15 protein-coding genes are annotated in these 12,976 nt (G+C 69.5%); 10 read left to right on the top strand and 5 right to left on the bottom strand.

Going from position 1 to position 12,976, the window contains the following annotated elements; genetic code table 11:
- Window positions 1-99: 99 nt before the first annotated feature.
- Together ACIBH4_RS09710 and ACIBH4_RS09705 are read right to left on the bottom strand one after the other, a co-directional pair.
- On the bottom strand, window positions 100-891 hold the full coding sequence (locus ACIBH4_RS09710; RefSeq protein ID WP_362503251.1) for a class I SAM-dependent methyltransferase: 792 nt from the start codon (window positions 889-891) through the stop codon (window positions 100-102).
- A gap of 2 nt (window positions 892-893) precedes the next feature.
- Window positions 894-1,631: an SDR family NAD(P)-dependent oxidoreductase gene (locus tag ACIBH4_RS09705; RefSeq protein ID WP_362762870.1), complete on the bottom strand. Its 738-nt coding sequence runs from the start codon at window positions 1,629-1,631 to the stop codon at window positions 894-896.
- Window positions 1,632-1,738: 107 nt separating this feature from the next.
- Between ACIBH4_RS09705 and mshA the strand changes: the two genes are divergently transcribed.
- The 3 genes from mshA (at window position 1,739) to ACIBH4_RS09690 (ending at window position 4,554) form a co-directional block, all read left to right on the top strand.
- The gene (gene mshA, locus ACIBH4_RS09700; RefSeq protein ID WP_362503244.1) at window positions 1,739-3,022 is read left to right on the top strand and encodes a D-inositol-3-phosphate glycosyltransferase; all 1,284 of its coding nucleotides are present in this window, start codon (window positions 1,739-1,741) and stop codon (window positions 3,020-3,022) included.
- 209 nt (window positions 3,023-3,231) lie between these two features.
- Window positions 3,232-3,711 carry a YbjN domain-containing protein gene (locus ACIBH4_RS09695; protein ID WP_350943155.1) on the top strand — a complete coding sequence of 160 codons (480 nt, stop codon included), beginning with the start codon at window positions 3,232-3,234 and terminating at the stop codon, window positions 3,709-3,711.
- Window positions 3,712-3,810: 99 nt separating this feature from the next.
- Window positions 3,811-4,554, top strand: coding sequence for a phosphoglyceromutase (locus ACIBH4_RS09690; RefSeq protein WP_350943156.1), 744 nt, complete (start codon window positions 3,811-3,813; stop codon window positions 4,552-4,554).
- A 140-nt stretch (window positions 4,555-4,694) separates the two neighbouring features.
- Here ACIBH4_RS09690 and phoU read toward each other — a convergent pair whose 3' ends face one another.
- The gene (gene phoU, locus ACIBH4_RS09685) at window positions 4,695-5,354 is read right to left on the bottom strand and encodes a phosphate signaling complex protein PhoU (protein ID WP_362503239.1); all 660 of its coding nucleotides are present in this window, start codon (window positions 5,352-5,354) and stop codon (window positions 4,695-4,697) included.
- A gap of 155 nt (window positions 5,355-5,509) precedes the next feature.
- Here phoU and ACIBH4_RS09680 point away from each other — a divergent pair, with 155 nt between their 5' ends.
- Together ACIBH4_RS09680 and ACIBH4_RS09675 are read left to right on the top strand one after the other, a co-directional pair.
- Window positions 5,510-6,694, top strand: a complete 1,185-nt coding sequence (locus ACIBH4_RS09680; RefSeq protein WP_386208610.1) for a sensor histidine kinase — start codon at window positions 5,510-5,512, stop codon at window positions 6,692-6,694.
- Entirely contained in the window at window positions 6,691-7,380 is a 690-nt protein-coding gene (locus tag ACIBH4_RS09675; RefSeq protein WP_329089757.1) for a response regulator transcription factor, read from the top strand. Before ACIBH4_RS09680 ends, ACIBH4_RS09675 begins: the two co-directional genes overlap by 4 nt.
- Before the next feature lie 233 nt (window positions 7,381-7,613).
- Here the strand turns inward: ACIBH4_RS09675 and ACIBH4_RS09670 are convergent, their stop codons facing one another.
- Window positions 7,614-8,201 (bottom strand): copper chaperone PCu(A)C, encoded by a 588-nt coding sequence (locus ACIBH4_RS09670; protein ID WP_362503235.1) that lies wholly within the window; start codon window positions 8,199-8,201, stop codon window positions 7,614-7,616.
- Between the two features lie 261 nt (window positions 8,202-8,462).
- Here ACIBH4_RS09670 and ACIBH4_RS09665 point away from each other — a divergent pair, with 261 nt between their 5' ends.
- From ACIBH4_RS09665 to ACIBH4_RS09650, 4 genes are all read left to right on the top strand, one after another.
- Window positions 8,463-8,945 carry a CarD family transcriptional regulator gene (locus ACIBH4_RS09665; RefSeq protein ID WP_030924410.1) on the top strand — a complete coding sequence of 161 codons (483 nt, stop codon included), beginning with the start codon at window positions 8,463-8,465 and terminating at the stop codon, window positions 8,943-8,945.
- A gap of 17 nt (window positions 8,946-8,962) precedes the next feature.
- Window positions 8,963-9,421, top strand: a complete 459-nt coding sequence (gene ispF, locus ACIBH4_RS09660) for a 2-C-methyl-D-erythritol 2,4-cyclodiphosphate synthase (protein WP_350943159.1) — start codon at window positions 8,963-8,965, stop codon at window positions 9,419-9,421.
- A 206-nt stretch (window positions 9,422-9,627) separates the two neighbouring features.
- A complete protein-coding gene (locus tag ACIBH4_RS09655; protein ID WP_350943160.1) occupies window positions 9,628-9,894 on the top strand; it encodes a GlsB/YeaQ/YmgE family stress response membrane protein in 267 nt (88 codons plus the stop codon).
- Between the two features lie 92 nt (window positions 9,895-9,986).
- Window positions 9,987-10,253: a GlsB/YeaQ/YmgE family stress response membrane protein gene (locus ACIBH4_RS09650; protein WP_362503229.1), complete on the top strand. Its 267-nt coding sequence runs from the start codon at window positions 9,987-9,989 to the stop codon at window positions 10,251-10,253.
- 602 nt (window positions 10,254-10,855) lie between these two features.
- Here the strand turns inward: ACIBH4_RS09650 and ACIBH4_RS09645 are convergent.
- Window positions 10,856-12,388, bottom strand: coding sequence for a hypothetical protein (locus ACIBH4_RS09645; RefSeq protein ID WP_362503226.1), 1,533 nt, complete (start codon window positions 12,386-12,388; stop codon window positions 10,856-10,858).
- Window positions 12,389-12,470: 82 nt separating this feature from the next.
- Between ACIBH4_RS09645 and ACIBH4_RS09640 the strand changes: the two genes are divergently transcribed.
- Complete coding sequence (locus ACIBH4_RS09640) at window positions 12,471-12,875, top strand: PPOX class F420-dependent oxidoreductase (protein WP_362503223.1); 405 nt, start codon at window positions 12,471-12,473, stop codon at window positions 12,873-12,875.
- Window positions 12,876-12,976 lie beyond the last annotated feature (101 nt).

Here is a 12,976-nt window from a genome sequence, read left to right as displayed (position 1 = left end):
ACCACGAGGGGTAGTACTACGGGTTGTCGAGTGATGTGCGTCACACGCGTTTGACCATGTGTTATCCCACCCCCGTCGTCGCCGGGGCGCACTTCGCGATCATCGCGGGGCGACCGCGGACCAGGGCAGGGTGATCTCGCCGAGCCGCCAGCGCGACCGGCCGCCCAGCGGGGGACGCTCGGCGAGCGGCCAGGTCCCGGCGAGCGTTCCCGCGGCGGCGATCCAGCGCTGCCGGGAACCGTACGAGCTCAGGGGGGCGTTGACCGCCCAGGCGCGGTCGAAGTCGCGCAGGAAGGCGTGGACGGGCTCACCGGGGACGTTGCGGTGAATGAGCGTCTTGGGCAGCCGGTCGGCCAGGTCGGAGGGGCGCTCGAAGGAGTCGAAACGGGCCGAGATGGTGAGTGTCCGCGGCCCCGAGCGGTCGAGCCCCACCCAGACCGCGCGGTGGCCCACCTCCGAGCAGGTGCCCTCGACGATCATCCCGCCCGGCGCGAGCCGTTCGGACAGCATCGCCCAGTATCCCCACGCCTGCGCCTCCTCGTACTGTCGCAGCACGTTGAACGCCCTGATCAACAGGGGTGGCCTCGCCACCGGCAGCTCGAAGCCGCCCAGCGCGAAGGACAGTCCCGGCCGCTCGTACGGTTTGGCCGCCGCCACCCGGGCCGGGTCGATCTCGACGCCGACGACCTCGACCGAGGGGCAGACCGCGCGCAGCCGCAGGAACATCTCCAGGGTCGTGGTGTGCGAGGCCCCGTACCCGAGGTCGACCACGAGAGGGCGGACGGCGGAGCGCAGCGCGCGGCCGTGCGCGGCGACGATCCAGCGGTCGGCCCGGCGCAGCCGGTTGTGCCCCGTGGTCCCCCTGGTGATCTCTCCTATCGGCTTCGGCACGGTCAGACGCGGTGGACCTTGTGCTGGGCGGCCTGGGCCCGGGGGCGGATGACGAGGCGGTCGATGTTCACGTGGGCCGGGCGGGTCACGCACCAGGCGATGGCGTCGGCCACGTCGTCGGCGGAGAGCGGGTCGGGCACGCCCTCGTAGACCCGGTCGGCGGCGGCGGAGTCGCCGCGGAAGCGGTTCAGCGAGAACTCCTCGGTGTGGACCATCCCGGGGGCGACCTCGACGATCCTGACCGGCTGTCCGACCAGCTCCAGCCTCAGCACCTCGGTCATCGAGGTCTGCGCGTGCTTGGCCGCGTTGTATCCGCCGCCGCCCTCGTAGGAGACGAGCCCGGCCACCGAGGTCAGCATCAGCAGCACGCCGTCGCCCGACGCGACCAGCTTGGGCAGCAGGGCCTGGGTGACACGGAGCGTGCCGAGCACGTTGACGTCGTACATCCGCTGCCAGTCGGCCACCTTCCCGCTCGCCACGGGTTCCAGGCCGATCGCGCCACCGGCGTTGTTGACCAGCACGTCGCAGCGGTCGAGCGAGGCGGCGAGCTCGTCCACCGACTCCTGCGACGTCACGTCCAGGGTGATCGGGCGGATGCCGGGCACCTCGGCGGCCAGCTCGTCGAGCCGCTCCCTGCGCCGCGCCGCGGCCACCACGTCGAAGCCCTCGGCGGCGAGTCTGCGGGCCGTCGCCTCGCCGATTCCGCTACTGGCCCCTGTCACCACAGCTGTCCTCTTCATGGCCCCTCATCCTGCCAGGAGCCCTCGGGACCCATCCGTCCGGACTCGGAGAGGCCATGTGTCGGGAATGTTGCGGATTATCCGGTGGTTGAGCCCTCTCGGAGGTGGTGTCGGTGAGGCGACGGCGGGTCAACCGGGTCGCGACGATCAGCATGCACACGTCTCCCCTGGATCAACCGGGGACCGGGGACGCGGGCGGGATGAACGTCTACATCGTCGAGGTGGCGAAACGCCTGGCCGAACTCGGGGTGGAGGTGGAGATCTTCACCCGGCAGACATCCCGGGATCTGCCACCGGTCGCGGAGATCGTTCCAGGTGTCTCCGTCCGCCACGTCACCGCCGGACCGTACGAGGAGCTGGACAAGGGAGACCTGCCCGGCCAGCTCTGCGCATTCCTGTCGGGCGTGCTGCGCGCCGAGGCCATGTACGAGCCGGGCCGCTACGACGTCATCCACTCCCACTACTGGCTCTCCGGCCAGGTGGGCTGGCTGGCCAAGGAACGCTGGGGCCTGCCGCTGGTACACACCATGCACACCATGGCCAGGGTGAAGAACCTCCTGCTCGCCGCCGACGACAGGCCGGAGCCCGCCGCCCGCGTACTGGGCGAGCAGCAGGTCGTGGACATCGCCGACCGCCTGGTGGCCAACACCCCGACCGAGGCCGAGGAGCTCGTCCAGCTGTACGGCGCCGCCCCCGCCCGTGTGGAGGTCGTCAACCCCGGTGTGAGCCTCAGAGTCTTCCAGCCCGCCTCCCAGGGGGCGGCCCGGCGCCGGCTCGGGCTGCCGCAGGACGCGCACGTGCTGCTGTTCGTGGGCAGGGTGCAACCGCTCAAGGCCCCGGACGTGCTGCTGCGCGCCGCGGCCAGGATGCTCATCGACGACCCCTCGCTCAGGTCCAGGCTGGTCGTCGCCTGTGTCGGTGGCCCCAGCGGCAACGGCCTGGCCAGGCCCTCCTACCTCAACGACGTGGCCGCCTCGCTGGGGATCTCCGACGTGGTGAGGATCGTTCCCCCCGCGCCCCAGCATGAGCTGGTCGACTGGTACCGCGCGTCCGACGTGACCGTCGTCCCCTCCCACAACGAGTCGTTCGGCCTGGTGGCCCTGGAGTCCCAGGCCTGTGGCACCCCGGTCGCCGCCGCGTCCGTAGGCGGGCTGCGCACCGCCGTACGCGACGGCGTGTCCGGGGTGCTCGTCGAGGGGCACGACCCCCACGACTGGGCGCGGGTGCTCGCCAGGTTCGTCTACGAGCCCGCGTGGCGGGAGACGTTGTCGGCGGGCTCGGTGGCCCACGCGGCGGCCTTCGGCTGGTCGGCCACCGCGGCCCGGCTGGCGGACGTCTACGCCGGGGCGATGGCGAACCTGCACCGGCTCCCGGTCGCGGTCAACTCGTGAGGACCACTCGCGAGGCCGTCGACGCGAACTCCGGACTCCGCTTGCGAGGGTGGTGACGCGGCCTCCGGATCCCGCCTCACGAGGCGGGTGGCGCGGCCTCCGGATCTCGCCGCTCACGAGGCGGGTGTGACCCGGACGCCGGCACATCGTCCGAGGGGCTCGTGAGACGGGGACGGCCCGCGCGTGAGGGCCGCTCGTAAGCTGGGCCCATGCGTGAAGTGATCGAGGCGGCGCTGAAGAGCGCGGACGCCTCCTACGAGCAGCCCAGGCCGGGGGCCTTCCTGGTGAGGCTGCCCGGCCAGCACAAGCTCGCCACCATGACCTGGTTGATCGTCGGTGACCAGGCCCTGCACGTGGAGGCGTTCTTCTGCCGTCAACCCGACGAGAACCACGCCGAGTTCTACCGTTGGCTCCTCACCAAGAACGGCTCCATGTACGGGGTGCACTTCGCCCTCGACCCGATCGGCGACGTCTACCTCGTGGGCCGTGTCCCGCTGGCCGCGGTCACCGACGAGGAGGTCGATCGCCTCCTCGGGTGCGTGCTCACCTACTCGGACGAGGGCTTCGACCGCGCGCTCGAGCTGGGCTTCGCCTCCTCGATCCGGCGCGAGTGGGAGTGGCGCGCCAAGCGCGGCGAGTCGCTCGCCAACCTCCAGGCCTTCGCCCGCTTCGCCGACCCCGAACGCTGAGGACGCCGTCCCGAGAACGGGTCGCCCGGTACGTCGGGCGGTCCCGGGGCGGGTGGAGTGTCCGGAAACGTCCAGCAGGCGCCCACTAAGCTTGTCGGCATGTCGACTTTGGTGCTGCTTCGGCACGGTGAGAGTGAGTGGAACGCGAAGGGTCTGTTCACCGGATGGGTGGACGCGGGGCTCTCGGCCAAGGGCGAGGAGGAGGCGCGGCGCGGCGGGCAGCTGCTGCTCGACGCGGGGGTGCGGCCCGATGTTGTGCACACCTCCCTGATGAGCAGGGCGATCCAGACGGCGAACCTCGCGCTGGGCGCCGCGGACCTGCTCTGGCTGCCGGTCTCCCGGTCCTGGCGGCTCAACGAGCGCCACTACGGCGCCCTGCAGGGCAAGGACAAGGCGCAGACGCGGGCCGAGTTCGGTGACGAGCAGTTCATGCTCTGGCGCCGCTCCTACGACGTCCCGCCGCCCCCGATCGCCGACGACGACGAGTTCTCCCAGGTTGGTGACGCACGCTACGCGCTCCTGCCGAGCGAGCTGATGCCGAGAACCGAGTGCCTCAAGGACGTCGTCGAGCGCATGCTGCCGTACTGGTACGACCAGATCGTGCCCGACCTCGCGCAGGGGAGGAGCGTGCTGGTCGTCGCGCACGGCAACTCGCTCCGCGCGCTGGTCAAGCACCTGGACGGGATAGGCGACGACGAGATCGCCGGGCTCAACATCCCCACCGGCATCCCGCTCAGGTACGAGCTGGACGCCGACTTCCACCCGGTCACCAAGGGCGGACAGTATCTCGACCCCGCCGCGGCCGAGGCCGCCATCGAGGCCGTGGCCAACCAGGGCAAATAGCCCTCATGTCCTGAAAAATACGGAAAAGTCCAAAAAAGCGTAAAAAGAGGGAGGGCCCGCCGGATCCGGCGGGCCCTCCCTCTTTCCCTTTTTCCATGAAGACGTTCGTGAAGACCGGCGGGGATCGGCCGACGGGGGACTCAGAGCACAGAGGTGTCCTGGGGACGGGAGCCCGTCACCAGATAGACCACGTCGTGCGCGACGCGGACCGCGTGGTCGGCGTAGCGCTCGTAGTAGCGGCCGATCAGCGTCACGTCGATGGCCGGCTCGACGCCGTACTTCCAGTCGGGGGCCATCAGGATCTTGAACAGCCTCCGGTGCAGCCTGTCCATGGCGTCGTCGTCGGACTCCAGCTCCAGGGCCGACTCCACGTCGCGCGAGGCGATGCAGCTGCCGGTCTTGGTGACGAGACGTTCGGCGATCTGGCCCATCTCCAGGATGGTGGAGCGGACCTCGGGCGGGATCGCGGAGTCGGGGTGGCGCAGCCTGGCGATCTTGGCCACATGCTCGGCGAGGTCGCCCATCCGCTCCAGGTCGGTGCCCATCCGCAGCGCCGCGATGATCATTCTGAGGTCCACGGCCACGGGCTGCTGCCGCGCCATCAGGTCGAAGATCGTGGCCTCGACCTCCGCGAAGATCCGGTTGACCTCCTCGTCCTGGGAGATGACGCTCTCGGCGAGGTGGAGGTCGGCGTCCAGGAGGGCCGTGGTGGCCCGCGATATCGCCGACCTGACGAGTCGGGTCATCTCGACCAGTCGTCCGGTGAGGGCGTCGAGGTCTTCGTGGTAGGCGTCGCGCATGCCACTCACGGTAGGGCGGTAACGGTGAACGAACCTCGACCGTAAAGTGAACTTTATGGGAAAGCCCGTGGTCATGCCCCTTTAGCCGTCCCCAACGGGAAAACCCCGACCTACCATCGAGGACGTGAAGCCTACGGGAGGACCACGTGAGTGAGCTGATGGCGAGCCTGGCCGCACTGGCCGGTTTCGTCGTGGGAGCGCTGGCCGTGATGGTCGTCCGCCAGAACCACGGACAGCGGAGAGCGATGACACCGGTTTACGGCGTCGAGCCCGGCGCGTTGCCCCAGGGGGTCGCCTCGGTGCTGGCCGTGCTGCCGTCCTCGGCGGTCGTGCTCGACAAGGAGGACCGCGTGCTGCGCGCCAGCTCGGCGGCCCGCGCGTTCGGCCTGGTCAAAGGAGATCACCTCATGGCGGCCGAGTTGCTCGCACTGGCCAGGAAGGTGCGCAGGGACGGCGAGATCCGCGAGAGCGAGATCGAGGTGGCCGGCCACAAGTTCGGCCAGGAGTCGACCAGCTTCGCGGTGCGGGTCGCCCCGCTCGGCTCCCACGGCCAGGTGCTCGTCCTCGCCGAGGACCAGACCGAGCACCGCCGTGTCGAGGCGGTTCGCCGCGACTTCGTGGCCAACGTGAGCCACGAGCTCAAGACGCCGGTGGGCGCGCTCTCGCTGCTGGCCGAGACCATCCAGGACGCCGCCGACGACCCCGAGGCCGTCACCCGCTTCGCGGGGCGCATGCAACACGAGGCGGCCCGGCTCACCTACCTGGTCCAGGACCTCATCACCCTCTCCCGCATCCAGGGCGCCGAGCCCATCCCCACCCCCGGCCCTGTTCTGATCGACGAGGCGGTCCACGAGGCCATCGACCGCTGCAACACCACCGCGGCGGCCAAGGACATCACCCTCGTCGCCGGCGGGGTCGAGGGCCTGCGGATATGGGGCGACGACGAGCTTCTCGTCACCGCCCTGCGCAACCTCATCGACAACGCGGTCGCCTACAGCCCCGAGCACACCCGGGTCGTGGTCAGCGCCCGCGCGGCGGGCCCCAACACCGAATCCGTCGAGATCAGCGTGAGCGACCAGGGAATCGGCATCCCCGAGAGCGCCCAGGAGCGGATCTTCGAACGGTTCTTCCGTGTCGACGCGGCACGCTCGCGGGCGACCGGTGGCACGGGCCTGGGCCTGGCCATCGTCAAGCACGTGGCCGCCTCCCACAACGGGGCGGTCACGGTGTGGAGCAAGGAAGGTTCCGGTTCCACATTCACCCTCCGCCTGCCCGCCTTCGGCGGCATGGCGGTTACGGAACCAGCTACGACCACGATCCCCCTGGAGGCCGCGCAGTGACCCGCGTGCTCGTTGTCGAGGACGAGGAATCGTTCTCCGACGCCCTGTCATACATGCTGCGCAAGGAAGGCTTCGAGGTGGCCGTGGCCGCCACCGGGCCGGAAGCGCTGGAGACCTTCGACCGCAACGGCGCCGACCTGGTGCTGCTCGACCTGATGCTTCCCGGCCTGCCCGGCACCGAGGTCTGCCGCTCGCTCCGCCAGCGCTCCAACGTGCCCGTCATCATGCTCACCGCGAAGGACAGCGAGATCGACAAGGTCGTCGGGCTGGAGCTCGGCGCCGACGACTACGTCACCAAGCCCTTCTCCTCCAGGGAGCTGGTGGCCCGTATCCGCGCGGTGCTGCGCCGCCAGGGCGACGTGGAGGAGCTGGAGTCGGCGGTGCTGGCCGCCGGTCCGGTCAGGATGGACGTCGATCGCCACATCGTCGCCGTACGGGGTGAGGCGGTGCAGCTGCCGCTGAAGGAGTTCGAGCTGCTGGAGGTGCTGCTGCGCAACGCCGGGCGGGTGCTCACCCGGGGCCAGCTCATCGACCGGGTCTGGGGCGCCGACTACGTGGGCGACACCAAGACCCTGGATGTGCACGTCAAGCGGCTGCGGGCCAAGGTCGAGTCCGACCCGTCCAACCCGCGCTGCATTCTCACCGTCCGGGGGCTGGGGTACAAGTTCGACCCCGCTGAGATCTGAGTCTCTCCGCGGCCTCGGAGGCGCCCGTCCGGCGACGATCGGTCGCCTCCGCGAAGGCGACCGGCTTCCGCGACGCCGACTTTGGGGTGATCACTCGCCTCCGCGAAGGCGACGGCTTCGGTGACGTCCGCATCGGGATGATCGCTCGCCTCCGGACGATCCGAGGGGCCGTACGGCGTGCCCGCGCCGTACGGCCCCTCGGCGTGTCCGGAGGCCCTCACCGGGAGCGGCGATCAGTGTCCGGAGGAGTGCTCCTCGCCGGTGGCGGTGGCCGAGGGGGTGGGCGACGGCGTGGGCGCCGCGGAGGCGCCGGGAGCCTGCGGGTAGGCGGTGAACTCGCGGCTGCGGGTGATCACCGGGATCGTGAGCTGCACGATCCCGGCGTTGGCGAACTGCAGCTGCACCTTGACGCCCTCGCCGCCCCTGAGCGGCTTCTTCAGCCCTTCGATCAGGATGGTTGGGGTCGGCTTGCCGACGCTCACCCGCTGGTTGTGAGGGAGCGGCACGGGCGCGCTCACCTTCGCCGTACCGAGGGCGGGGTCGACGCCGAGACCGACGAGCTGGTCGGAGCCCGCGTTGGTGTTGATCAACGACAGGTAGAGCGGGGTGGCCGCACCCTCCGGCAGCGTCGCGCCCGAGTCGGGCCCCAGGAAGAAGGCCTGGGAGATGTCGATGCCGTTCGTCTTGACCGTGAGGGCCTCGGTCGGCGAGTAGGGCTTGTTGGTGATCGCGTCGGATCCGGCACCGCAGCCGGCCAGTGCCGAAGCGGCTGCGAGGAACGCCGCGGCGACGATCGCCCGGTGGCGGATGTTGCGGGTCACGGTGCGAGTTCTCCTTGTCACGCGTGAGATAGGGCAAGGGCAACCCTATCGGCGACGTTCACCGGGTTTCCCGCCGACCCGCCTCATCATCCGAAGGCGGGGAGCGCAGGTCATAAGCGCTTTTTGTCCCTCTGATTCATACACTTGGCCACTTGTCAAGTCATAAGATGCGGCTTTGACCTGCAGTTATGGTGATTTCACTGTTCCGGGAGGCTGTGGATACGTGGTACTCTTGAGTACAGCGGAAGGGGTACTTGTCACATGACTTTCCAGGTCGGCGACACTGTCGTCTACCCCCACCACGGGGCTGCTCGGATCGAGGCGATCACGACCCGAACCATCAAGGGTGAGGAAAGGACCTACCTGGTTCTTAAGGTCGACAAGGGCGACCTTACCGTCCAGGTGCCGGCAGACAACGCAGAGCTCGTGGGTGTTCGCGATGTCGTCGGACAAGAGGGCCTTGAGCGCGTTTTCGACGTGCTTCGAATGCCTCACACCGAAGAGCCCACGAACTGGTCACGACGCTACAAGGCGAACCTTGAGAAGCTGGCGTCCGGTGACGTCAACAAGGTTGCCGAGGTCGTTCGCGACCTGTGGCGGCGAGACAGGGAGCGCGGACTCTCCGCGGGAGAGAAGAGAATGCTGGCGAAGGCCAGGCAGATCCTCGTCAGCGAGCTCGCGCTCGCGGAGAAGACCAACGAGGACAAGGCCGAGGCCCTGCTGGACGAGGTTCTCAACTCCTGAACAAGACATTTCCACGGGTGGGCGTCGGGGTCGACGTCCACCCGTTCGCTTCTGGTCGCGAGCTTCACCTCGCGGGTCTGCACTGGCCGGGTGAGACCGGCCTGGCCGGCCACTCCGACGGTGACGCCGCGGCCCACGCCGCCTGTGACGCGCTGCTCTCCGCGGCGGGTCTCGGTGACCTCGGCGGCCTGTTCGGCACGTCCGACCCCCGGTGGTCCGGCGCCTCGGGCGCGGCCCTGCTGGAGGAGACCGCCCGCAAGGTGCGCGCCGCGGGCTTCGAGATCGGCAACGTGGCCGTTCAGGTGATCGGCAACCGTCCCAAGCTCGCTCCCCGGCGTGTCGAGGCCGAGAAGGCCCTCAGCGCCGCCGTGGGGGCTCCCGTGAGCGTCAGCGCCACCACGACCGACGGGCTGGGCCTCACCGGACGGGGCGAAGGGGTGGCCGCCGTCGCGACCGCGATCGTGGTGAACCTGTAGCGGGTGCCGGACGTCTCCTATACGGAACGTGGAAAACGTTCCGGCGAGCGGCGCGGAATGCTCGTCGATCCATATCGAGGCGGTGGCCCGTTTCCTGGCGCGGTACGGGCCACCCCTTTTTACAGCGTGATCGTTTCTTTAGCGTGATCAGTGAATGCTCTGGGTAACCCCTTGGTGACCGTGTCTCGTAACAGGGGGAGCCAGACATGATCGTCTCGATTGTCTCCGCAATCATCATCGGCGCCATCATCGGCGCCCTGGCGCGACTCATTCTTCCAGGACGCCAGAACATCAGCATCGGCCTGACGCTCATCGTCGGCATCGTGGCCGCGCTTATCGGCACCGCGATCGCCGGGGCGCTCGGCCTGATCCACACGCGCGGGATCAACTGGTGGGAGCACATCATCCAGTTGGCACTCGCGGTGCTGGGGGTGCTCCTCGTCGTCCAGATGCAGGCGAGAAAGACGCACTGACGGATTTTTTGCCGCCGACAGGCATATCCGTGACCCAGGGGGTAGCCACCTCCCCATGAGAGTGAAGGTCTCACCCTCACTGGGAGGTTGAAATGACTATCGCGTCCATTCTCGGGGCAATCGTTATCGGCGCGGTCATCGGAGCCCTCGGCCGTCTCCTGCTTCCCGGTAGGCAGGCGATCGGAGTGGTTCTGACCGTTGTCGTCGGTATCATCGCCGCGCTTATCGGCACCGCCATCGCCCAGGGTCTCGGCGTCGCCACCACGAGCGGTATCGACTGGATCGAGCTCGTCATGCAGGTGGGTCTGGCTGTCGTCGGTGTCGGCCTGGTCGCCGGTCTCAAGCGTTCCAGGGTTTAGGCGAACACCCGGGTGAAGATCCCGGTGACCTCGCCGAGGCTCGACTGGACCCCCTCCGGTCCGGAGGTGCTCACGGTGCCGACGATGTCACCGTGCTCCAGGAGAAGACCCGCTCGGCTCCGTCTGGCATGCCGAGCGGGTCTCGGCCGTTTCCGGCCGGTTCGAGGCAACGTGCCGAATCGGCTTCCGGCCGATCCAGGACACGGGCCCGGAGGGGAGCAAATCGCCGGTCCGCAGCGGGGCGCCGCTCACACATGTGTGAGCGAATAGCTGCGGGCCGGTCCAACACCGGGTGGCGAACGGCGGTCTTGGCCGAAGGCCGCGCCGTTCGTTCCATCCGAAGGGTGAGTTCAGGCCTCGCGGCCCGGCCGCGAGGCCTGAACGGACACCATCCGAAGACGTGGTTCTCGAACGTCTGGGTCTCCAGCGCGTACGGCGGGACCGAGACGACGCCGACCACGTAGCCGAGCTCGACGATCTCCGCGGGGGAGATCCGGCCGAGCCGACGGCCCGAAGACCGGGTCAGCTCCTCCCAGGCCCCGGAGCTGACCCGACGGGCGTACGACGGGTGACCCGCGTCCGCCCCTGTTCCTAACTGTTCCTCACTCGCCCGGTGGTACGGGCGTGCTGCGCATCCGCCCGGAGGGCGGTGCCGCGGTGCCGTTCTCGTCATCGTAGGACCGCGCCGCGGCCTCCTCCCCGGCCTCGGCGGCCTCGGCGCCGTGCGCGAGGTCGGGCGCCCCTGCCTTTCTTCCGCTCGTGCGCGCCTCTCGCGCCGCCACAGGCGCCCGCACGGCCGTCTCCTCGGACGTCTCGGCGCTCGCCCCTCGGGCCTTCCTCGTAGCCCTCTCGGTGGCCTTCGCCGGGGCCTTCTCCGCGGTTTTCCTCGCGGTCGTCCTCGTCGCGGCCCTCGGGGCGACATTCGCCGGACGGTCCTGCCGGTCCTGCCGGTCCCCCTCGTGGTCCTTCACGGCGAGGAACGGCTGGGTGTCCTCGTCGCGCTCGCCCTCCTCGTCCGTGCCGCGCCGTGCCGTGGCGCGCGGGCCGGTCCCGGCCGTACCGGACTCCTCCGCACCGTCCGTTTCCGCGGCCTGCTCAGGTGGGAGGTCGGCGTCGCTGTCCCAGGTCTCCACCCGCTCGCTGACCCTGCCCTCGCTCTCCGGCTCCTCGCTCGGTGTCCGTACGGCGGGACGAGGCGGGTGGACGAGCAGGTCGCCCTGGCGGGGCCTGACCAGGTCGCCCCAGCGCATCGGCTTGCCGGGACGGGGAGCCGCAGGTCCCTGAGGGTCCTGTGGGATGTCGGCGACCTCGGGCGTCTCCGGCGCCGCCGTGGGGCCGACCACCGGCTCGCCCACCGGAAGGTCATGGTGCGGTGCGGTCTCCAGGGGAGGCGCGGCGTGCGGGTCCAGCATGATCTCGGCCGCGGGGTGGTGCACCAGCTGGCCAGGGTGACCCGGGTGGCCTCCGTGGTCGGGGCGGGCAGGCTGCTCAGGATGGGCGGGCGGGGCCTGCCCCTGCCACCGTTCCCCGGTGTCGGGCGCGCCCGAACGCTCCGTGGCCGCCCGGTTCGCCTCGGGGAACGGCACGATGTCGCGCTCGGACGACAGGCCGGAAAGGGCCGCGTCGGCCGCGGCCCTCCGGGCGGCGGCGTGTTTGATCAGCAGGAGCCAGAGCCACAGGGCCAGGATCAGCATCACCCAGGGGGCGACGGCGACCACGACGGCCGCTCGCCCTTCGTCCACCGCCATCCGCATGGCGGTGGCCACCTCGGCGGCGACCGCGCCGGCGAGCAGCAGCGTCAGGATCACGCCCGCCTGCAGCCGCACCGGCCACCAGCCGCCCCTCAGCAGCAGTACGCCGATCATCGCGATGACGAGCAGGGCGTCGAAGGCCGCGGGGTAGAGGTACGCGAGGTCGGCGGTCGCCCTGCCCGCGACGGCGAGAGCCCGTAGATCCTCGAAGGAGAGCACGCAGGCCGCCGCGGTGAGGGCGGCGACGCCGACTCCGGTGACGACGATCCCGGCGTGGCGCAGGGCGACGGCCATCCGGCTCGGCTCGGGGGCGGCGATGGTCAGTGGCGGGGGCGGGGACGGGCGGGAGATCGAGCCCGTCGCCCCGGGGGATTTGGCGTCCATGGCTCTTTGAGCCTACAGAATCGACATCTAGCATGATCGGGGAAGTTTTCCGAGGGCGACAGAGAACGATCGAGGCGAAGAAATGGCAGAACTGTCCGATTCCGTACGCGAGATGTTCGACGCCGCGAACTTCGCGACCGTGACGAGTCTCAACGAAGACGGGAGCCCGCAGGCGAGCGTCGTCTGGGTGAAGACGGACGGGAACGACGTGGTGTTCTCGACGATCAGGGGCAGGCGCAAGAGCCTCAACTTCGCGCGCGACCCGCGCACGGCCATCGTGGTGTTCGATCCCGCCGACCCGTACCGCTATGTCGAGGTGCGGGGGACGGTCACCCTCGCCGACGATCCCGACGGGGCGCTCATCCAGGAGATGTCGCACAAATACCGCGGTGAGGACTGGGTCGAGGAGAAGCCTGAGGTGGAGAGGCTGATCGCCAGGATCGTCCCTGAACGCGTGGTCTATCACGGTGCTGTTTCGACGGACTAGTCGGGCGACATTCACCGCTAGTGGTCATAAAACACTCTGCTGAGTGTCTTCAACGTCCCGCAACTCGGTTTGTGAGGCGAGGTGAGGCATTAGCCTTGCCT

Origin of the sequence: Streptosporangium sp. NPDC050284, from assembly GCF_044459525.1 — a bacterium.
Lineage (GTDB): Bacteria > Actinomycetota > Actinomycetes > Streptosporangiales > Streptosporangiaceae > Streptosporangium.
This window is presented reverse-complemented; position numbering and strand designations above follow the sequence as displayed.